Here is a 20,309-nt window from a genome sequence, read left to right as displayed (position 1 = left end):
TAATCACTCGGCGACACGGTAGGTTACATGCGTCCCCCGAACGACGTGGAGCGGCATGGGAATCCTCTCGAATCTGCGGCGTGGCAACGCATCGAAAGGCGTACGGGCCTTCTCCATCGCGGTAGTCATGCTCGGTGCGGTGGCCACCGCGATGCTGTCGCTGGTCCTTGAAGATCTGCTGCCGAAGGGCGACCCGCAAGCGTTGTTCGATCCGAAACGGCTGGGCATCTTGGTCGCAGTGCTGCTCTTCGCAGGGGGCGCGGTGTGGCTGCGGTACGGGGTGCGCCAGACATCGGGAACGCTGTTCAGCGTGCAGGTGCTCGACGAGGGGATGCGCGACCGCACGCAGGAGCAGGGGCGGAATTCCCGTGCGGTAGCGGCGAAGAAGCACATGTCGATCCGGGTGCTGCACCGCTGGCTCGATTTCGAAACGAGCACGGCCAACGATGTCATCGACCTGGAAGCGGACTGCCGCGAAGCCGGAGCTCAGCTGCAGTTGCTGGTCAACACCACGCCAGACGATGGCAAGCATTCTGTCGCGCCGGTCATGCTGTGGCCGATAGCGATGGCCGTCGGCGGCTACCTCCCGGCGCGCACTCACGACTTCAGGATGGTGGAGCTGCCGACCCAGCCCGGGGAGAAGGAGCAGCATTTCGAACTTCCCCTGCTGTTGGAGAAAGATCTGCCGAAGCTGGCCGCCAGAGCGGAGCGCGTCGAGGACGCAACAGCGGAGCGCATCGGTGTGCACATCGGTCTCGCCAAGTTCTCCGACCAGTTCTACAAGCACCGCTTCCGGCACTTCCGGGCGGCCGGGGTCCGGACCTGCTACACGATCAGCGACTCGGACGACATCCTGATCAGCGAGAACCATAGACCGGTCTTCACCGGCGAGGAGCTGAAGCGGCTCAGCCAGCTGGTCACGGCGGAGTTGTTCCGCATCAAGGAAGAGCATCCCGACGACGAACTCGTGGTATTCGCCAACATGCCGAAAACCGTTGCCTTCGCCGCAGGATGGCAGCTCATGCAGTACCGCCGCTCCTTCTACCGCAACACCTACCTGATGCATTACGACTCGGAGACGGAGACCTACATCCCGATGCGGGTCCGTTCGTCACAGCCGACCACCGGGTTCACCGTGCGGCAGATCCGGGGCGGTGCGGCTTGATGCTCACGTACTCCTTTCCACAGCACATCCGGGTTCGCGGGCGGATGGCCGGTGCGGTTGCCGGATGCTTGCGGAAGACCGTCATGAGCCGGGTGCCCGATCCGATTCCGCCGGAGATCAGCGGTCACGGCGCGGACAACCGGCCACACGTCGCCTACCTGCCGCTGCTCGATGCCGGGCATCCCGATGCGGGCGGCGATGTGCTCGGCGTCGGGCTGTTGGTTCCCGATGGGCGGACGGACCTCGTCGCGGCCGTCGACGCCGCGCTGGCGGAGAGCTTCGAGCTTCGCCTGCCAGGTGCGCACCTGCGCCTTCGGCGCCGCACTCCGGCGGGGACTCCGCTGGAGCCGGAGTGGTGGTTCGGGCGGGCGCGGCGCTGGGCCACGGTTACGCCGATGGTGCTCGACCGGTTCTCCGGAAGGGACAACGAGGAGGCAGAGGTCGGCCGCGCTTGCCAACGTGTCGGGCTTCCCGAACCGACGGTCGTGACCACAGGGCACGACCCGCTGGTGCGCGGTGGCGCGTTCCTCAGGCCCGGCGACCTCGCCCGCAGGGAGAAGGTGCCGCGTCCCTTCATACATGTCCTCCTGGAGTTCCCGACGCCGGTGTCGGGCCCGGTTCTGCTCGGTGCACAGCGGTATCTCGGCATGGGGCTCTGCGTGCCTCGTTAGGGCCGGAACTCGATTTCGCTCGAAACGCCTTGGGAATCGTCTGAACGGGTTTACCTTGTCGTGTTCGGGGACGTGCGCAATCCCGCGGAGATCCTGGGAAACTCGGCGGTGAGCAGCGGATTCGAGATCGCCGGGTCGGTCCGCCGATCTGCTCCAACCTCCGCGCCGGGATCAGCAGCCTGCCGGTGCTCTCGGCCGAGGTGGAGGTACTGGTGCTCTGAGACGCACCGGTACGCCTCGGGCGGCCGCGTTCCGGTCGGGTCGGTAGCCCCGCGGGTCACTGGGCCAATGGCACGAGGAGTCCGAGACCGACGAGCGCGGCGAGAATGGTCAGCAGCATTTCGCCCGTGATGCCGAGGAGGAGCGCGAGGGCCAAAGCGCGCACGGCGAACTGTCGCTGCAGCCGGGCAACATCGGACGGTGTGCCGGACGACGGTGTGGCCATCTCTCTCCTCCGAGCGATCAGGAGTGCTTCCCGGTATGTCGTCAACTTGGGACCGGGCCGGCGAAAATCGGCGCGGTGCCAGGGGGAACAGGTGGTGCCGTCGGGCTTCTGCTCGCGCTCACCGATCGGACCGGCATTACGCGCGGAACGGCCGGCTCTCGGTGCGGTAGCTCGCTCCCCGCATGCTCAGCCGCGCAAGAAGTACATGACAGTCATGATCACAGCGATGGCCAGGATGCTGCCCCGCAGTAGCGAGGCGGGGAGACGGCGGGCGAGGTGGGCGCCGGCCCAGCCGCCGGCCACCGCGCCGACCAGCATGGCTGCGAGGACGAGCGGAGCGCTCAGCACGTCCGAAGCGAAGAGGAACAGCACGGCCGCGCTGAGGAAGACGGCCGCGAGCTGCACGACCCGCATCGGGTTGCTGGTCGCGGCGTCGAGTCCGAGCCCGATGCTCCACAGCGCGAGCATCGTGATGCCTACGGCACCGCCGAAGTATCCGCCGTATATGGCGAGGAAGAACTGACCGATCAGGACGGCTCGGGTACTCATGCCGACCGGGCGGCCCAGCACGGTGCTCAACGCTTGGGGGAGGCGCCGCCCGAAAGCGAGGATCAGCGTGGCGGAGGCGAGCAGCCAGGGCGCCGCGGCGTCGAACGACGATGCCGGCAGTGCCAGCAGCAGGCCGGCACCGACCCCGCCGCCGGCCATGCTGATCGCGGTCAGCGCCTTCGTGGACGTTCCTCCGACCGGGGTGAGCTCGCGTCGGTAGACCCACGCGCTGGCCACGGCCCCAGGCACGAGGGCGACCCGCGATAACGCGTTCGCGGTCACCGGTGGCAGCCCGAACGCGACGAGAGCGGGCAGCGCGACGAACGTACCCCCACCACCGATGGCATTCAGCGCTCCTGCGGCGATACCGATCAGCAGGACGAGCAAAGTCTCGATCACAGCCCGAGCATCGTCCCGTGACCAGCGGGTCCACAATGCGTAATCGACATACCCGGCCTAAGGCTGGGACTTAGGCTGAGGCGGTGCGCTATGACCTGGACGACCTGCGGCTCTTTCTCCACGTCGTGACCGAGGGGTCGATCACGGCGGGTGCTCGCCGGATGCACCTGAGCCTGCCCTCGGCCAGCGCCAGAGTGCGCTCGCTGGAAGGCCAGGCAGGCGTGGCACTGCTGATCCGCGGCCGGCGGGGCGTGCGGCCGACACCGGCCGGGACGACCCTGGCCCGCCACGCACGGGACGTGCTCGCCCAGACCGCGCGACTCGAAAGTGCCGTCGCGAGCTATACCCGGTCTCCCACCGCTCCCCTGACCTTGCTGGGCGGCGGCTCCGCGATGCACCGGCTCGTGCCGAGGGCCCTGGTCTCGTTCCTCCGAGCACACCCGGACGTCGACGTCACGGTGTCCGAGAGCCGCACCCCGCAGACCGTGCGGATGCTCGCCGACGGCGAGGCGGACCTGGGCGTGGTCCTCGACGACGAGGCCCGTGACTGCGGCCTGCACATGGAGCCCCTCGGCGACGACTCCCTCGTCGTGATCGGCCAGGCCGGCGGAATCCTCGCCGAGCGGACCGCGCTGACCTACAGCGAGGTCGCCGAACACCCCCTCATCGGGCTCAACGCCGACTCCTCGCTGCGCCGTTGGATCGAGAAGCACCTCGCGCCACACGCCCCGGTGGTGCGCTACCGCACCACCGTCGCCAATCTCAACGTCCTCGTCGCCCTCGCCGCCGCCGGAGTCGGACTCGCCGTCGTACCGCGTCCCGCCATCGACCCCCACCAGCCACTCGAGGTGTGCGAACTGCAAGACCCCTGGGCTCGCCGCCACCATCTGCTGGCCTGGGGCGTCAAGGACAACGCCGCCTCGACGGCCGTCACCTCACTCGCCGAACACCTGCGCCACGCCGCCCTCTTCGATCCTGCCTCCCGAAGCACACGCGCAGACCCCGTCGGCCCATGACGGCTGGCCGGCCGCCGCGCCGCCTACCCCACCCTTGCCGAGTGGAGGACTGCAAATGGACCGGCTCTTCATCGCCGGGTCGCACCGCGAACAGGATTTCTCCCGAAACGCCTTGGGAATCGTCCGAACGGGTTTAGCCTGTCGTGATCATCGCCACCCGGACCGAGCGGATTCGACCATGGCAGCTGTTGACAGGACGCAGATCGACACCTCCAAGCCGAGCATCGCGCGGGTGTACGACGCTTTCATCGGCGGCAAGGACAACTTCGAGGTGGACCGCGAGGTCCTGCGGCAGATCCTGCAGATCGCCCCGGACGCGGTGCAGGTCGGGAAGCAGTGCCGGGGCTGGTTGATCCGCGTGGTCCGCTACCTCGCGGGGCAGGCCGGTATCGACCAGTTCCTCGACCTGGGCTCGGGCCTGCCGAGCGCGGAGAACACCCACCAGGCGGCGCAGCGCATCAATCCCGAGGCGCGGGTGGTCTACTTCGACATCGACCCGTCGGTCGTCGCGCACGGCCGGGCGCTGCTGGTCGACAACGAGTACACGCATTTCGAGTTCGGGGACATGCGAAATCCGGCGGAGATCCTCGAAAACCCGGTGGTGACCAAGTACCTGGACCTGAGCCGCCCGGTGGCGCTGATCCAGGGCAACACCCTGCACCACGTGGCGGCCGACCGGGACCCGGTCGGCATCATGTCGACCTACGTCGACGCCCTGGCCCCGGGCTCGTTCCTCGCGATCTCGCACCTCTACGACCCGGACGACGGCACGTCCCGGGCCAAGCTGGCGGAGGAGGCGCAAGCGGCGTTCAAAGAGACGATGGGCACCTGCTACTACCGGAAGCGCCACGAGATCCAGGCGCTGTTCGACGGCATGGAAATGATCGAACCAGGCCTTACGTACCTCTTCGACTGGTGGCCGGACGGCCCCCGCCTGACGGAACCCTCCGACGCGGAGCGCAACCTCCTCGGCGGAGTAGCCCGCAAGCGCTGACCTGATCGGGGGCGTCGGTTGTTCCCGGCCGATGTCACGTGCGGGTAGACGCATCGTGGACGGATCGGCCTCGGCTCAGCCGGATCATCCACAATGGATTTGCAGGCGACTTCGGCTGCTCCCGGCATGGGATGCGCGTCGCTACAGCAGCCAGGTGGCGAGCCCGAGCACGATCGCCACCGCGAGCAGGACCAGGCCGATGACCAGGACCGTCCGGCTCGGCGTCGGCCCCGGAACGCGCGTTTGCCGCATCGGCGGGTAGCCGAAGCCCTGGTCCATTCCCGAGAACTGTCCGGACGGCAGGTATTCCGACGAGGGCACCCAGGCGGAGCGGGCCGGGACCTCCAACCGGGTCGGATCGGTCGGCGCCGGGGGAGGCGGGGGAGCGGTCGGCCGCGTCGCGCGGCGTTGCAGCCGAAGCCCGTACACGGTCAGGCCCAGCCCGAGGAGCCCGATCAGGGCCGAGAGCACCGAGCCCAGCTTGTCCGCGATCTCCAGCACCCGGACAGATTGCCAGACCGGTGCGCGGAAAAGCGCTAGGCGAGCCGGATCCCGGGCCACTCACCGGCGGCGGCCATCTGCCGCGTCACCACCGTGATGCCTTCCTGCACCGCCGCCACCGCGTCCCGGGACGGGTAGTACTCGACGGCGTTGCAGACCGCGACGCTGCGCGAGATGACCGGGTTGCGGATTCGCCGAACGCCGAGCTCCCGGTGGTTCTCCTGGTCCGCGACGCTCGACAGCGGCAGGATCGTGCACGCCTCGCCGCCGGCCGCGATGCGGATCATCGAGCCCAGCGAGTCCACGTCCGCGACGATCGACGGCACCAGGCCCTGCGCGGCGAACGCCCGGTCGATCAGCGCCCGCAGGTTGCTGCGACCGCCGGGCACCACCAGCGGCGTGTCGTGCAGGTCTACGAGCCGGATCTCGTCCTCGTCGGCCGCGGGCGGTTTCGGCTGCCCGATGAGGAAGAGGTCTTCCGAGTACAGCGGGGTTTCGGCCGGCCGGACGGTGTCGTCGTCGCGGTAGAGCACCGCCAGGTCGAGGCGGCCGAGGGTGAGCAGTTCCTGGATGTAGCCGCTCATCGACTCGAACAGCTGGAGGTGGATGCCGGGGTGGTGCGCCTTCGTCCAGGAGAACAGCGCCGGCGCCAGGCGCACCGAGACGGTCGTCGGCAGCCCGACGGCGACCGGGCCGTGGATCTGGTCGCCGCTGAGCACGTCGCCGGCGATCCGGTCGAACTGCCGCACCAGCCGCTGCGCGTCGCGGTAGAGGGCGCGGCCGGCGGCGGTGGGCGTCACGCCGCGCGGCCCGCGCTCCAGCAACCGGACGCCGAGCTCGGCCTCCAGGTGGGCGATCCGCTGGCTCAGCGCCGGTTGCGAGACGTAGAGCCGGCCGGCGGCGCGGGTGAGGCTGCCGGAGTCAACGACGGTGATGAAGTCGCGCAGGTGAGCGATGTCCACGTCGCCCCCGTTCCAGCTGCCTGTCCACTCGTCCGGGATTCAACCACGCATCGCCCGCCCCGTCCCAGGACGCCGGTTTCGCGCGAAACCGCCACTCGTACTCACGGGGGACGCCGGTTTCGCGCGAAACCGGCGAACCGATCTCCGCTCGGCTACTCCGCCGCGCGCAGCAACCGCCGGGCGCGCTCGACCACGGGCCGGTCGATCATCGCGCCGTCCAGCGACACCGCCGCGCCGTTCGCCTGCTCGTCCGCGTCGACCACGCGTCGCGCCCACGCGATCTCCTCGGCGCTCGGGCGCATGGCCTCGCGGACGATCGGCAGCTGCGCGGGGTGGATGCACAGCTTTCCGCCGAAGCCCCATTCCTTGGCGCGGCGCGAATCCCGCTCGACGGCATCGGTGTCGCTGATCGACGGCGTGACACCGTCGACCGGCGCGGGCAGCCCGCTCGCCGCGGACCAGCGGACCAGGTCCGCCCGCGAGGCGTCCAGCGCCGCGTCGGCCGTCACGCCGAGGTCCAGCGCCAGGTCGATGCTCCCGAACACCAGCCTGGTCAGGCCGGGAGCCGCGCAGATCTCGCCGAGGTTCACGAATCCACGCGCGGTTTCCACGAGGCCGAGCACCGGCCGGCCGGTGGCCTCGGCCGTCACCCGCACGTCCTCCGCGCTCTCGGTTTTCGGCAGGACGACCGCGTCGGGACCGAGCTCCCGGCAGAGCTGCACGTCGGCGTCGAATTCCGGGCTGCTGCGTGCATTGATGCGCACCGCCACGCCGGAGCCGATCGGCCACGCGGCGCGCAGGTTCTCCCGCGCCGATGCCTTGGCGTCCGCCGGGACCGCGTCCTCCAGGTCGACGATGACGGCATCCGCCCCCGCACCGACGGCCTTGGTGAACCGCTCCGGACGCGACCCGGGCACGAACAGCCAGGTGACCGCGTTCTCCATCACACCACCCCATCTCGAACGAGTTCGTCCACATCGGACTCACCATGGCCGAGCTCGGCCAAGATCTTCCTGGTGTGCTCGCCGACGTCCGGGATCGGATCCATCCGCGGCGCGGGATCGACCGGCCCGGGGGGCGCCAGCGCGGGCACCGGGCCGCGCGGCGTCTGCACCTCGTGCCACCGGCCGCGCGCCGCCAGCTGCGGGTGCTCCCACACGTCGGCGAGGGTGTTGACGCGTGCGCAGGCCACCGGCACGGCGGTCAGCAGCGCGGTCGCCTCGTCGCCGGTCAGGGCCGCGAAGCGGGCGGCGATGATCCGGCCCAGCTCCTCGCGGTTGGCGTTGCGGTTGGCGTTGCCCGCGTAGTCGGGATCCTCGGCGAGCTCCGGCCTGCCGAGGAACCGGTCGCAGAACGCCCGCCATTCCCGCTCGTTCTGGATGCTCATCATGATGACCTTGCCGTCGCCCGCGGTGAACGGGCCGTAGGGGTAGATCGTGGCGTGCGCCGCGCCGGCGCGCGGCGGCGGCTGGGCGCCGTCGTAGGTGTAGTAGAGCGGGAAACCCATCCACTCGACCGTGGATTCCAGCATCGACACGTCGATGTGCGCGCCCCTGCCGGTGTTCGCGCGTTCCAGCAGCGCCGCGAGGATCGAGCTGTAGGCGTACATCCCGGCGGAGATGTCGGAGACGGAGATGCCGACCTTGGCCATGTCCTCGCCGGAACCGGTCACCGACAGCAGCCCGGCCTCGCTCTGCACCATCAGGTCGTAGGCCTTCATCGACTCGTACGGGCCGCCGCCGCCGTAGCCGGAGATGTCGCACACGACCAGCCCGGGGTTGCCGGCCTGCAGCTCGTCGGCGCCGAGGCCCATGCGGGCCGCCGCGCCCGGGGCGAGGTTCTGGATGAACACGTCCGCGGTGCCGAGCAGCTGCCGCAGCACCGCCATGCCGCGCGGGTCCTTGATGTCGAGCGTCAGCGATTCCTTGCTGCGGTTGACCCACACGAAGTGCGAGCTCAACCCGTTGACGCGGGAGTCGTACTGGCGCGCGAAGTCGCCGGCCCCCGGCCGCTCGACCTTGATCACCCGCGCGCCGAGGTCCGCGAGCTGCCTGCTGGCATAAGGCGCGGCGATGGCCTGTTCGAGGGCCACCACGGTCACGCCGCGGAGGGGTTGCACTGGCTTTCCACCTCTCAGGACAGGTTGGCGTGCGCGATGAGCGCGATGGTCACCGTGATCGCGCCGCCGATGCGCGTCGCGATCTGCGCGAACGGCATCAGGGCCATCCGGCGGGTGGCGCTGAGGATCGCGACGTCGCCGGTGCCGCCCATGCCGGTGTGGGTGCCGACGACGATCGCGGTGTCCACCGGGTACATGCCGATCCAGCGGCCCACCAGGAATGCCGTGGCCATCATGGTGATCACGGTGGCGACGATGGTGACCACGGTGCCGACGGTGAACGCCTTGAGCAGCTCGTTCCACGGCGTGGACGACACCCCGATGGCGAACAGCAGCGGGTAGGTCACGGCGGTCGACATGAAGCCGTAGACCAGGCCCGAGTGGTGCTCCAGGCTGCGCGGCAGCCAGCGGGTCAGCTTCAGCGCGACCGCGGCGACCAGCATCACGATCGGCGCCGGCCAGTCGAACAGCGCGTGCGTGGCCTCGCCGAGCAGGTACAGCGCGAGGGCCATGAACCCGGCGGCCGCCAGCTGCCGGATGTCGAACGCGGGCTGCTCGCTCGCGGCGATGTCGAGCCCGTCGCCCTCCGCGGGCTGGATCTTGCCGAAGCCGGTGGTCCGCGGGAAGCGCTGCCCGATCATGGACAGCACGCTGGAGAAGACGATCGCGCAGACGTTGGCCAGCAGCACCACCGGAAGCACCTGCGCCAGCAGTGTTTCCGCCGGTCCCGCGCCGGATTGCGAGTAGCCGAGGGTCAGCGGGATGGCGCCCTCGCCGAGGCCGCCGCCCATCACCGGCACGACGATGAAGAAGACGGTGCGGTGCAGGTCGCCGGTGATCGCCCAGCCGACCAGCGAACCGACCACCAGCGCGGCCACCGAGCCCGCGGCCAGCGGCACGAAGATCTTGAGGAAGCCCCTGATCAGCACGGTGCGGTTCATGCTCAGGATGGAGCCGACGATGATCCCGGCGATGAACACGTACAGGAAGTTCGTGGACTTGTAGAACGTCGAGATGCTCTTGGCCAGGTCGGCGGGGATCCACTCCGCGGCGACGAGGAAGGCGGGCAGGAAGGTCACCAGGATGACGGGCCCGCCGATCGAGCGGAAGCCGGGAATGCGCCTGCCGACCTCGTAGCAGGTGTAGCTGCAGACGCCGAGCAGCGCGGCCATCGTCGGGATGTCGGCCTTCAGGTCGTCCTGCCAGGCGAGCACCGCGAGCACGACGACCAGCAGCGCGTAGAACGGCAGCGGGATGACGCCGATCCGGACCGACCAGATGGACCGGTGCCGCTCGGCGGGAACCACGTGCTCCGCCGTGTCCGGGGGTGATGCCATCGCGCTACCTCCTCGTAGGGATAGCAGGCATCAAACCTCCGGCCGCCGGGCCCGAGTAGGGGCCGAATCCCGAGGTGGGCATAAGCCGCGCTTATGGCCCGGAGCCGGTTCAGGGCTCCTGCGGCGGGTCCGGGGCGAGGGTTCCGTCCGGGGCGATGTGGTCGAAGATCTGGTCCACCAGCGCCACGACGTGCGGGTCGTCGACGGTGTAGAGGTGGCGGCGGCCGTCGCGGCGGGCCGTGATGACACCCGCCAGCCGGAGCTTGCTCAGGTGCTGGCTGACCGTCGCGATGCTGATGCCGACCCGCTTCGCCAGCGTGCCGACGTCGTACGAGCCGTGTGTGATCAACCACACGAGGTGGAGCCGCGGCGGGCTGGCGAGCAGGGCGAACGTCGCCGCTGCGGCGGCCAGCTGGGCCTCGGTCGGTTCGGCTTCCTGCCTGGGCAGGCCGGGTTCTGCGGTGGGCAGCGCGGGATTTTTCGGCATGGCGAGTTCGATTCTTCCGCATCGCACAACCCCGGGGTGGCCGCCGCGCAAACACTTCGTTGGTTGCGAAAACTACGAAATGACTGCGAGGGTGGTCCTCGTTCCGAAGGGGAGTAGTCCGCAAGACCACCGTCGACACGCTGAGATCCGTCTCCGGCGGTGGCGCCCGCGATGCGGGTGGACGAGACCTTCGGCCAGCTGATCTGTGCCTGGCCGAGACCCCTGGACGTCCCGGCCGAGGCAGACCGTGGCCCGGGAAGGTGCTCGATGTCCACCAAGTTGCTGCGTCCGCTCGCGCTCTGCGGAGCCCTGGCGGTGCCCGCGTTGATCATCCGGTTCGCCGGGCTGCCGGTGACCCCGGTGCTCGGCCTGCTGCTGTTCGGCATGGCCGTCGTCGCCTCGTCGTTCGTCCTGGCCTGGGCCGCGGAGGCGGCGCAGGTCGACATCTCCGGCGGCCTGGCGATCGCCATCCTCGCCGTGATCGCCGTGCTGCCCGAGTACGCGGTCGACCTCTTCTTCGCCTACACCGCGGGCAGCGATCCCACCTACGTCGCCTACGCCGCGGCGAACATGACCGGCTCCAACCGGCTGCTGCTCGGCCTGGGGTGGTCGCTGGTGGTGATCGTCACGCTGGCGCTGGCCAAGCGGCGCACCGGCAAGACCGTGCGGGAGCTGACCCTGGAGTCCGGCAACCGGGTGGAGCTCGGGTTCCTCGCGATCGCCTCGGTGGTCGCCTTCGTGGTGCCCGTGACCGGGCAGATCTCCCTGCTGCTCGGGTTCGCACTGCTCGGTTTCTTCGTGTTCTACCTGTGGAAGGTCTCGCGCGCGGAGGCGGCGGAACCTGACCTGGTCGGCACCGCGGCCACCATCGGCGGGCTGCCCAAGCACGTCCGCCGGCCGCTGGTGATCGCGCTGTTCGTGTTCTCCGCCGCGGTGATCGTCGCCTGCGCCGAGCCCTTCGCCCACTCGCTGATCGAAACCGGCACCCAACTGGGCATCGACGAGTTCCTGCTGGTGCAGTGGCTCGCGCCGCTGGCCTCGGAGGCGCCCGAGTTCATCGTGGCGATCCTGTTCGCGGTCCGCGGCAAGGGCGCCGACGCCATCGGGACGCTGATCTCCAGCAAGGTCAACCAGTGGACGCTGCTGGTGGGCAGCCTGCCGGTGGCCTACCTGCTCGGCGGCGGCGGAACGGCGCTGCACCTCGACGCCCGCCAGGTGGAGGAGTTCCTGCTCACCGCGACGCAAACGGTGCTCGGCGTGGCCGCGTTGCTGGCGTTGCGCTTCCCGCGCTGGGCGGCGTGGACGCTGCTCGCGCTGTTCGCGGCGCAGTTCGCGCTGCCCGGTCAGACCGCTCGCTACGTCCTGTGCGGCATCTACGCCGTGATCGCGATCGCCGCGCTCATCCGCAACCGCCGCCACATCCTGCCGACCCTCGCGGCGCCCTTCCGGCGCGAGGTCGCCGAACCCGAGGTGAAGGAGCCGGCGTCCGTGGGCTGAGCCGTTCATCAGCGGGCGCACCCCCAGTCTCGCGCCCGCTGGTGAACCCTCAGGTGCTGCGCAGGGCGACGCAGCACTCCCCGGGCCGCGGTTCGAGCACCGCCTCCACGGACCGGGCCTCCAAGCCGGCGAGGAATCCCCGCAGGAAGGCGTGGTTGAGCCCGCACACCAGTTGCGGCGACCTGGCGGTCAACGGGTGGAACGGGCAGTTGCGCAGCCGGACGCAGGTCGGCGTCTCCCGGTCCGGTTCGAAGCCGTAGCGGGCCAGCACGTCCTCGGTCCTGGTCAGCGCGCGTTCGGCGCCGAGCCGACCGGGGCGGCTGCGGATGCGCTCCTCGGTGCCCAGGCGGTGCCCGCGTTCGTGCGCGGTGCGCATCGCCGCCTCGATCGCGGTCTCCTGGTCGCCCTCGCTGAGCACCGCGTCGAGCAGGATGTCGGCCAGCAGGTCGGGGCGCCGAGGCGGGATGCTCACCCCGATGTGGGCATCGGTGGGCTCGTAGACCTTCGGCGTGCGGCCGACCTTGCGGATGCCGCCCACCGGCTCGAACCGCGCGCACAGCAGCCCCGCGTCGACGAGCTTGTCCAGGTGGAAGGCGGCGAGCTTGCGGGAGATGCCGACCGCGGCGGCGGCCTCGTCCCGGCCGATCGGCCGCCGGGCGCGGCGGATGAACTCGTACATCCCGCGTCGCAGGTCGTCCGCCAACACGGCGATCGCCGCCATCGAGCCCGCCACCGGCTCGTCGCTGGACACCATGTCCTAACGGTAACGCTTCCCGCGCCCAATGCGGTGTCCGAAATCGCACCGGAACATCGGCATGCTGCTGCATTGACCCGGCTTCCGGAATAAGACTAACGTTCGTTGGTGAAACCAGGTCCGGCCTGGCACAACCGACCGGAGGAACGCCCGATGTCCGCCCTCTCCCCGCACGTCGTCCACGAGTCCGATGGCGAGATCGACCTCGCCGCCGCCGAGAAGGCCGCCGGCGACCTGCTGCGGGCGCTGGGGATCTCCACGGACTCCGAGAGCCTGGTCGGCACGCCCGGCCGCATGGCTCGCGCGTACGCCGAGCTGTTCTCGCCGCGGCCGTTCGACCTGACGACCTTCCCGAACGAGGAGCAGTACGACGAGCTCGTGCTCGCGCGGTCGATCCCGGTGCGCTCGGTCTGCGAGCACCACCTGCTGCCGTTCGTCGGCGTGGCGCACGTCGGCTACCTGCCGGGCGACCGGATCCTCGGGCTGTCCAAGCTGGCCCGGATCGTCGAGCACTTCGCCTGCCGCCCGCAGGTCCAGGAGCGGCTGACCAAGCAGGTCGCCGACTGGCTGTGCGAGCAGCTCGACCCCAAGGGCGTCGGCGTCGTGATCGAAGCCGAGCACACCTGCATGACCCTGCGCGGCGTGCAGGCCACCGGCTCCAACACCGTGACCTCGACGCTGCTGGGCACCCTCCGGCAGGACGCGCGCTCCCGGCAGGAGTTCTTCGCCCTCACCGGCGTCAACGCCTGACGCGCTCAGTCCGAACGTGCCGCGTGCTCGGGTGTGTGCGTGACTCGGCGGAACAGCGCATCGAGCGCGAACGGTCCGGCACCGAGCACGGCGATCAGCAGGAAGAACCAGGCGTAGAGCGCGGCCGGAACGCCGGCGTTCTGGATGGGGAGCAGGCCCCGGGGCTGGTGCACGGAGAAGTACGCGTACGCCATCGCGCCGGAGCAGACCAGCGCAGCCGGCCTGGTGAAGAGCCCGAGCAGGACCAGGCCGCCGCCGACGAACTGGATGACCCCCGCCCACCAGGACGGCCAAGCGAACAGCGGCGCGGCGTACGGCGCGCCCAGCACGCCGAACAGACCGGCCGCACCGTGCAGCATGAACATGAAGGACACGACGATCCGCGTCACGGACAACGCGATCCCGCCCAGTCGATCCGAATGGTCGTGCGTCACACGACTGCCCTCCTCCGCGGTGTTGCCTTGACCACGTAGGCGTTTCCGCGCGAGGAACTTCCCAATCCGGACGGGCCCGTTCCAGTGGTGGTCGTGCCGCGGACTTCAGCAGATCTGCCAGCGACAACGCCGAAATCGATTAGGGTGCATTTCTTGAACGGCCGGTCGGGCCGGTCGCGTTCACCGAGCCCGTCGTGCTCGCGCTCGCCGCCTCGCGCCCGCTCGCCGACGCCGAGTCGGTGTCCTACGAAGACCTCGGCGACCAGACCGTCGTCGACGCGGTCGTCCCGGCCTACTGGCGCGAGGTGGTCATCCCCAGCCACACCCCCAGCGGGCGGCCGATCAAGATCGGGCCGCACGTCAACGATCTCCTGGAGCTGATCCCGGTCCTCGCCTCCGGGGAAGCCGTGTCACCGGTGCACGCCCAGACGGCCCGCTACTTCGCCCGGCCCGACATCGCCTTCGTCCCGATCCGCGACGCCGCGTTGGCGCACTGGGCGCTGGTCTGGCGCACCGCGAGCCAGACCGACCTGATCCGGGACTTCGCGCAGATCGTCGAAGAGCACGGCCCGCTCGCCCTCTAGACGGCGATGGCCCTCCTCTCGCCGGATCTTTCGCTGCCGGGACCAACGATCGCGCCGGGAGTCGGAACGATCAATGCGCGATCGGGAAACGACCGTGAACTCGAACTCAACGATGCAGCCAGGCCCGGCTTCTTCAGCACGGCTCGGGCGCGTGCCGATCGTTGATCGCGGCTAAACGGACGTTTCGATTTGTCGTCTTGTTCGGACGCATCGCGATTCCGCAGGCTTTGCGCAGCATCGGCACGGCGAGGGGCGATTCGCGCTGATCTCCAGGGGCCCGATCCTGCGAGCGGACGGCTGAAGCGAAGGTGGGGGATAAAGTGGGGGTTGATCTTGAACCGGATCAACCCCCGTTTCGCACACCTGCGCCGTTGCGCCCCCAGCAGGACTCGAACCTGCGACCTAAGGATTAGAAGTCCTTTGCTCTATCCAGCTGAGCTATGGGGGCCGATCGGGTTGCGGCTCGCCTGGGCTGCAGCAAGCAGGGTAGCCGTACGCGGGGGCAGGTGTGGGACTGACGCCGCACCGTTGCCGAGCCGGTACCGAACGGCAAGCTGATCGACTGCCGAACGCGACCCGATCAGGCGGGCGGCAGCTTGTGCAGGGCGGCCGTGGTGAGCCGGAACAGCTGGTCAGCGGTATCGGCCGCAGAGGCGCCCTGCATCGAGAGCATCGTCAGCAGCGTCCGGTCGGACCGGATCGCGGTGGCCGCGGTGCAGGTCTGGTGGTTGCTCACGAGTTCGCAGTACAACAAGGCCGTATGTCCCTCGATGTCGCTGGGCACGCCGCGGGGTTGGCGGCGGAAGGCGGTGTCGAAGGGTTCGTAGAAGCCGGCCGCGGCGGTGTTCTCCGGGCCGCTGGCCAGCAGGTGGGCGCAGGCGCCCGCGATCGGGTTGTCCGCGTGCGGCGGTCCCACCGGGCCGCCGACCTCCGCGAGATCCACCGGCGTCAGCAGACCGCAGGCGTCGATCCCCTCGATGTTGCGCGGGGTGGCGATGCGCACTTGGGTCACGGCGGTCGACGGCGGTTCCGAAGGCGGCGTCGTGTTGTCGTAGAACCCCGCTGCCGGTACCGGCTCGCCGGAAACCTGCGCGGCGCAGGCGGTCGCCGCGAACAGCAGCAACATCGGCAGCAGGAACGCACAGCGACGGACAATGGTCACGCGGTAACCGTAGCGGCCCGCGGGTGCGGCAGACCACGTTCCCGCGCGCCATCCTGCGGCGTGGCCGCCACGCGTCGGCCGTTACGCTCGGTGTGTGCCATCCGAAACCCCCGTACCAGCACCGGAACGGCGCGGCACGGCCAGCGCGGTGGGCGTGCTGGTCGTCACCGCCGGGGTGCTGGCGGCCCTGATCGCCGCCGCTCTCACCACGCTTTCCGCCGGTGCCTCATACGCCCTGCTCGGCCTGCCCGATCCCGGGCCGATCACGAAGTACGGGTTGCCGGTGGTCCGGGTGCTGGCGGAGTCCGGCGCGGTGGTGTGCATCGGCTCGTTGCTGCTGGCGGCGTTCGGGATCCCGGCGAAGCGCTCGGGCGCGCTGGCCGCCGATGGGTACGCGGCCGTGCGGACCGCCGGCTGGGCGGCGGCCGTCTGGTGCCTGGGCGCGGCGCTGATGGTGCCGTTCATCGCCGCCGACGCCACCGGGCGCCCGGTGTCCGACGTGCTCAGCGCCGAAGTGCTGTTCGGCCTCGTCGATGCCTTGGAGGAAGCCAAGGCCTGGGCGCTGACCGCGCTGTTCGCGTTCATGGTCGCGCTGGTCTGCCGGGTGGTGCTGTCCTGGGGCTGGACCGTGGTGACCTTCGGCCTGGGGCTCGCCGGGCTGTTCCCGGTGATCGCCACCGGCCACTCGGCCAGCGGTGGCGCGCACGACATCGCGACCAACAGCCTGCTCTTCCACCTGTTCGGGGCGGTCATCTGGGTCGGCGGCCTGGTGGCGCTGCTGGCGCACGCCGCCCGCGGCGGCGCCCACCTGCCGCTGGTGGCCAGGCGGTTCTCGCTGGTCGCCCTGGTCTGCTGGGCGGCCATGGCGCTGTCCGGCGTGATCAACTCGCTGGTCCGGGTTTCGCCGGAGCAGCTGTTCACCTCCACCTACGGCGTGCTGCTGGTGCTCAAGACCGTCGGGCTGGTGGCGCTCGGCGTGTTCGGCTTCTTCCAGCGCCGCAGCGTCGTGCAGCGGCTGGACGACGGGGCCGGAAGGTCGGCGCTGCTGCGGCTGGGCGCGGGCGAGGTGCTGGTCATGTTCGCCACGATCGGCATCGCCGTCGCGCTCGGGCGCACACCGCCGCCGGACGGGGCCAAGGAGGTGCCCGGCCGGACCGAGCTGCTGATCGGCTATCCGCTCGACGAGCCGCCGACGTTCCTCCGCCTGCTGTTCGACGGCCGGTTCGACCTGGTCTACGGCACGCTCGCGCTGACCCTGGCCGCGCTGTACCTGGTGGGCGTCCACCGGCTGCGCAAGCGCGGCGACGCCTGGCCGGTCGGCCGGACCATCGCCTGGCTGTGCGGCTGCGCGACGATCCTGGTGGCCACCTCGTCGGGGATCGGCAAGTACGCGCCCGCGGTGTTCAGCGTGCACATGGGCCAGCACATGCTGATGTCCATGCTGGCGCCGGTCTTCCTGGTGATGGCCGGGCCGACCTCGCTGGCGCTGCGGGTGTTCAAGCCCGCCGGGAAGTCGCAGCCCCCGGGGCCGCGCGAGTGGCTGCTGGCCTTCGTGCACTCGCCGGTGACGCGGCTGCTGACCAACCCGATCGTCGCGTTGGCCCTGTTCGTCGGGTCCTTCTACGCGCTGTACTTCACCGGCCTGTTCGACGTGGCGCTGACCGAGCACTGGGCGCACCTGGCGATGAACGCGCACTTCCTGCTGGTGGGCTACATCTTCTACTGGCCGGTGATCGGCATCGACCCGGCGCCGCGCCCGCTGCCCTCGCTGGGCAAGGTCGGCCTGGTCTTCGCCTCCATGCCGTTCCACGCGTTCTTCGGGATCGCGCTGATGATGTCGCAGACCGTCATCGGGGCGAGCTTCTACCGCGGCCTGGACCTGCCCTGGATGACCGATCTGCTCGCCGACCAGCGGCTCGGCGGCGGACTGGCCTGGGCGTCGGGCGAGGTGCCGCTGGTCGTGGTGATGCTGGCGCTGCTGATCCAGTGGTCCCGCGCGGATTCCCGGGCCGCCCGGAGAATCGACCGGAAGGCCGATGCGGACGGCGACGCGGATCTGGCCGCCTACAACGAAATGCTCAAGCAGCTCTCCGACAAGGACACCCCTCGGCGTAGTTGACCTGGCCGATCGGCCGGAGTTGTCACGGAACGCGGTAAATCGGTCGCGCTGCGTGACGATCTTCGGGCAGTCTTGGTTCGCGGGCCGGGAGTCGGCCGCGCAGGACCGAGAGGAGCGGCAGAGATGTTCGAGACCCAGGTGACGGTGGTGGGCTACGTCATCACCGAGCCCGTCGTGCGGGAGACGCAGAACGGAAACCGGGTGGTGAGCTTCCGGGCGGCGGCGACCTCCCGCCGGTTCGACCGGGACACCGGGGAATGGGTGGACGGCGACCGGTTCCTCGCGACGGTGAACTGCTGGAAGCGGCTGGCCGACGGGGTCGCCGCGGCGTTGGGCAAGGGCGACCCGGTGGTGGCGACCGGGCGATTGCGCACTCGCGAGTACGAGGCGGGCGGGCAGTGGCGCACCGTCGTCGAGCTGGAGGCCACCGCGATCGGCCTAGACCTGGCGCGGGCCGCGCCACCGGAGACGCCGGGCGTGCCCCGACCACGGTCGGCGACGGACCGCGGGCTCGTCTCTCTGCCCGGCGGTTGATCGCGATTCTTTCTTCCCGATCATTGCGGATTTCGGTTCCGAGGAGGTGATAACCGCCGGTGCGGGGCGGCCGGGCGCCGTCGGCGAGGTGCTGGGGGACCGCGTGCGCGGTCCGCCACGGGGCGCAACTACGATTCATGGCATGGCCGAGTTCATTTACACCATGAAAAACGTGCGCAAGACGCATGGTGACAAGGTCATCCTCGACAACGCGACCATCCAGTTCTACCCGGGCGCCAAGATCGGCGTCGTCGGGCCGAACGGGGCTGGCAAGTCGACCGTGCTGCGCATCATGGCGGGACTCGACCAGCCGAACAACGGTGAAGCGTTCCTCACGCCGGGCTACACCGTCGGCATCCAGCAGCAGGAGCCGCCGCTCAACGAGGAGAAGACGGTCCTCGGCAATGTCGAGGAGGGCGTCGGGGAGATCAAGCAGAAGCTCAACCGCTTCAACGAGATCGCCGAGCTGCTCGCGACCGACTACTCCGACGAGCTCATGGAGGAAATGGGCAAGCTCCAGGAGGACCTGGACCACGCGGACGCGTGGGAACTGGACTCCCAGCTGGAGCAGGCGATGGACGCCCTGCGGTGTCCGCCGCCGGACGCGGAGGTCAGGAACCTCTCTGGTGGTGAGCGCCGCCGCGTCGCCCTGTGCAAGCTCCTGCTGAGCAAGCCCGACCTGTTGCTCCTCGACGAGCCGACCAACCACCTGGACGCCGAGAGCGTGCTCTGGCTGGAACAGCACCTGGCCACCTACCCGGGCGCCGTCCTCGCCGTCACCCACGACCGGTACTTCCTGGACAACGTCGCCGGCTGGATCCTGGAGCTGGACCGCGGCCGCACCTACCCGTACGAGGGCAACTACTCGACCTATCTGGAGAAGAAGGCCGAGCGGCTCGCCGTGCAGGGCAAGCGCGACGCGAAGCTGCAGAAGCGCCTGAAGGACGAGTTGGAGTGGGTCCGCTCCAATGCCAAGGCGCGCCAGACCAAGTCGCGTTCCCGACTGGGCCGCTACGAGGAGATGGCCGCGGAGGCCGAGCGCACTCGCAAGCTCGACTTCGAGGAGATCCAGATCCCGCCGGGCCCGCGCCTGGGCAACGTCGTCGTCGACGTCGAGAAGCTGAAGAAGGGCTTCGGCGACAACCTCCTCATCGACGGCCTGTCGTTCACGCTGCCGCGCAACGGCATCGTGGGCGTCATCGGCCCGAACGGGGTCGGCAAGACGACGCTGTTCAAGACCATCGTGGGCTTGGAGCAGCCGGACGCCGGCACGGTCAAGGTCGGCGACACCGTCAAGCTGTCCTACGTGGACCAGAACCGGGCGAACATCGACTCCGCCAAGAACGTCTGGGAGATCGTGTCCGACGGGCTGGACTACATCCAGGTCGGCCAGGTCGAGATGCCGTCGCGCGCCTACGTCAGCGCCTTCGGGTTCAAGGGCCCGGACCAGCAGAAGCCGGCCGGGGTGCTCTCCGGTGGTGAGCGCAACCGCCTGAACCTGGCGTTGACGCTCAAGGAGGGCGGCAACCTGATCCTGCTGGACGAGCCGACGAACGACCTCGACGTGGAGACGCTGAGCTCGCTGGAGAACGCGCTCGAACAGTTCCCCGGCTGCGCTGTGGTGATCTCCCACGACCGCTGGTTCCTGGACCGCGTCGCCACGCACATCCTCGCGTGGGAGGGCGACGACGAGGACCCGGCGAAGTGGTTCTGGTTCGAAGGCAACTTCGAGGGCTACGAAGCGAATAAGATCGAGAGGATGGGCGCGGAGGCGGCCCGTCCGCACCGAGTGACGCATCGCAAGCTGACCAGGGGCTGAACGGAGGCGCT

20 protein-coding genes, 1 tRNA gene and 1 pseudogene are annotated in these 20,309 nt (G+C 69.7%); 10 read left to right on the top strand and 12 right to left on the bottom strand.

All coding sequences use genetic code 11. From position 1 onward, the window contains the following. Positions 1-127 precede the first annotated feature (127 nt). Together E1288_RS47030 and csb2 are read left to right on the top strand one after the other, a co-directional pair. Complete coding sequence (locus E1288_RS47030; RefSeq protein ID WP_165968179.1) at positions 128-1,165, top strand: hypothetical protein; 1,038 nt, start codon at positions 128-130, stop codon at positions 1,163-1,165. Next, positions 1,165-1,836: a type I-G CRISPR-associated protein Csb2 gene (gene csb2, locus E1288_RS19220; protein ID WP_165968178.1), complete on the top strand. Its 672-nt coding sequence runs from the start codon at positions 1,165-1,167 to the stop codon at positions 1,834-1,836. Before E1288_RS47030 ends, csb2 begins: the two co-directional genes overlap by 1 nt. 277 nt (positions 1,837-2,113) lie before the next feature. On the opposite strand, the gene E1288_RS47025 is transcribed toward csb2, so the two are convergent. After that, on the bottom strand, positions 2,114-2,281 hold the full coding sequence (locus tag E1288_RS47025) for a hypothetical protein (protein ID WP_165968177.1): 168 nt from the start codon (positions 2,279-2,281) through the stop codon (positions 2,114-2,116). A 186-nt stretch (positions 2,282-2,467) separates the two neighbouring features. Continuing rightward, on the bottom strand, positions 2,468-3,229 hold the full coding sequence (locus E1288_RS19215) for a sulfite exporter TauE/SafE family protein (RefSeq protein WP_132486983.1): 762 nt from the start codon (positions 3,227-3,229) through the stop codon (positions 2,468-2,470). 83 nt (positions 3,230-3,312) lie between these two features. Between E1288_RS19215 and E1288_RS19210 the strand changes: the two genes are divergently transcribed. Together E1288_RS19210 and E1288_RS19205 are read left to right on the top strand one after the other, a co-directional pair. Beyond that, on the top strand, positions 3,313-4,245 hold the full coding sequence (locus E1288_RS19210; protein ID WP_132486981.1) for a LysR family transcriptional regulator: 933 nt from the start codon (positions 3,313-3,315) through the stop codon (positions 4,243-4,245). Between the two features lie 178 nt (positions 4,246-4,423). After that, positions 4,424-5,239, top strand: coding sequence for an SAM-dependent methyltransferase (locus E1288_RS19205; RefSeq protein WP_132486979.1), 816 nt, complete (start codon positions 4,424-4,426; stop codon positions 5,237-5,239). 141 nt (positions 5,240-5,380) lie between these two features. Here E1288_RS19205 and E1288_RS19200 read toward each other — a convergent pair whose 3' ends face one another. From E1288_RS19200 to E1288_RS19175, 6 genes are all read right to left on the bottom strand, one after another. Then, positions 5,381-5,740 carry a hypothetical protein gene (locus tag E1288_RS19200; RefSeq protein WP_132486977.1) on the bottom strand — a complete coding sequence of 120 codons (360 nt, stop codon included), beginning with the start codon at positions 5,738-5,740 and terminating at the stop codon, positions 5,381-5,383. Between the two features lie 35 nt (positions 5,741-5,775). Then, the gene (locus tag E1288_RS19195; RefSeq protein WP_132486975.1) at positions 5,776-6,702 is read right to left on the bottom strand and encodes a LysR substrate-binding domain-containing protein; all 927 of its coding nucleotides are present in this window, start codon (positions 6,700-6,702) and stop codon (positions 5,776-5,778) included. A 152-nt stretch (positions 6,703-6,854) separates the two neighbouring features. Then, a complete protein-coding gene (locus E1288_RS19190; RefSeq protein ID WP_132486973.1) occupies positions 6,855-7,646 on the bottom strand; it encodes an HpcH/HpaI aldolase/citrate lyase family protein in 792 nt (263 codons plus the stop codon). Next, positions 7,646-8,821 carry a CaiB/BaiF CoA transferase family protein gene (locus tag E1288_RS19185; protein WP_132486971.1) on the bottom strand — a complete coding sequence of 392 codons (1,176 nt, stop codon included), beginning with the start codon at positions 8,819-8,821 and terminating at the stop codon, positions 7,646-7,648. The genes E1288_RS19190 and E1288_RS19185 overlap by 1 nt, the downstream gene beginning before the upstream one ends. Positions 8,822-8,835: 14 nt before the next feature. Then, positions 8,836-10,158, bottom strand: coding sequence for a 2-hydroxycarboxylate transporter family protein (locus tag E1288_RS19180; RefSeq protein ID WP_132486969.1), 1,323 nt, complete (start codon positions 10,156-10,158; stop codon positions 8,836-8,838). Between the two features lie 109 nt (positions 10,159-10,267). After that, positions 10,268-10,645 (bottom strand): ArsR/SmtB family transcription factor, encoded by a 378-nt coding sequence (locus tag E1288_RS19175; RefSeq protein ID WP_132486967.1) that lies wholly within the window; start codon positions 10,643-10,645, stop codon positions 10,268-10,270. A 267-nt stretch (positions 10,646-10,912) separates the two neighbouring features. On the opposite strand from E1288_RS19175, the gene E1288_RS19170 reads away from it, so the two are divergent. Next, positions 10,913-12,142 (top strand): sodium:proton exchanger, encoded by a 1,230-nt coding sequence (locus E1288_RS19170; RefSeq protein WP_132486965.1) that lies wholly within the window; start codon positions 10,913-10,915, stop codon positions 12,140-12,142. Between the two features lie 49 nt (positions 12,143-12,191). On the opposite strand, the gene E1288_RS19165 is transcribed toward E1288_RS19170, so the two are convergent. After that, the gene (locus tag E1288_RS19165; protein WP_132486963.1) at positions 12,192-12,896 is read right to left on the bottom strand and encodes a helix-turn-helix transcriptional regulator; all 705 of its coding nucleotides are present in this window, start codon (positions 12,894-12,896) and stop codon (positions 12,192-12,194) included. Between the two features lie 153 nt (positions 12,897-13,049). Here E1288_RS19165 and folE point away from each other — a divergent pair, with 153 nt between their 5' ends. Next, positions 13,050-13,646, top strand: a complete 597-nt coding sequence (gene folE, locus E1288_RS19160) for a GTP cyclohydrolase I FolE (RefSeq protein WP_132486961.1) — start codon at positions 13,050-13,052, stop codon at positions 13,644-13,646. A 5-nt stretch (positions 13,647-13,651) separates the two neighbouring features. On the opposite strand, the gene E1288_RS19155 is transcribed toward folE, so the two are convergent. Beyond that, positions 13,652-14,080 carry a DoxX family protein gene (locus E1288_RS19155; protein ID WP_235883660.1) on the bottom strand — a complete coding sequence of 143 codons (429 nt, stop codon included), beginning with the start codon at positions 14,078-14,080 and terminating at the stop codon, positions 13,652-13,654. 191 nt (positions 14,081-14,271) lie between these two features. Between E1288_RS19155 and E1288_RS19150 the strand changes: the two are divergent. Beyond that, a pseudogene (locus E1288_RS19150) lies at positions 14,272-14,664 on the top strand (LysR substrate-binding domain-containing protein); the annotation flags it as partial. Between the two features lie 374 nt (positions 14,665-15,038). Here E1288_RS19150 and E1288_RS19145 read toward each other — a convergent pair. Continuing rightward, a tRNA-Arg gene (locus E1288_RS19145) sits at positions 15,039-15,112 on the bottom strand. A gap of 132 nt (positions 15,113-15,244) precedes the next feature. Then, positions 15,245-15,826: a DUF3558 family protein gene (locus E1288_RS19140; protein ID WP_235883659.1), complete on the bottom strand. Its 582-nt coding sequence runs from the start codon at positions 15,824-15,826 to the stop codon at positions 15,245-15,247. A 94-nt stretch (positions 15,827-15,920) separates the two neighbouring features. Between E1288_RS19140 and E1288_RS19135 the strand changes: the two genes are divergently transcribed. The 3 genes from E1288_RS19135 (at position 15,921) to ettA (ending at position 20,298) form a co-directional block, all read left to right on the top strand. Then, positions 15,921-17,945: a cytochrome c oxidase assembly protein gene (locus tag E1288_RS19135; RefSeq protein ID WP_132486957.1), complete on the top strand. Its 2,025-nt coding sequence runs from the start codon at positions 15,921-15,923 to the stop codon at positions 17,943-17,945. Positions 17,946-18,068: 123 nt separating this feature from the next. Continuing rightward, positions 18,069-18,479 carry a single-stranded DNA-binding protein gene (ssb, locus tag E1288_RS19130; protein ID WP_132486955.1) on the top strand — a complete coding sequence of 137 codons (411 nt, stop codon included), beginning with the start codon at positions 18,069-18,071 and terminating at the stop codon, positions 18,477-18,479. A gap of 142 nt (positions 18,480-18,621) precedes the next feature. Continuing rightward, on the top strand, positions 18,622-20,298 hold the full coding sequence (ettA, locus tag E1288_RS19125; protein WP_132486953.1) for an energy-dependent translational throttle protein EttA: 1,677 nt from the start codon (positions 18,622-18,624) through the stop codon (positions 20,296-20,298). Positions 20,299-20,309 lie beyond the last annotated feature (11 nt).

The sequence above is a fragment of the Saccharopolyspora elongata genome (assembly GCF_004348985.1).
Taxonomy (GTDB): Bacteria; Actinomycetota; Actinomycetes; order Mycobacteriales; family Pseudonocardiaceae; genus Saccharopolyspora; species Saccharopolyspora elongata.
The sequence above is the reverse complement of the archived record's forward strand: the minus strand, read 5'-3'. Positions and strand labels throughout refer to the sequence as shown.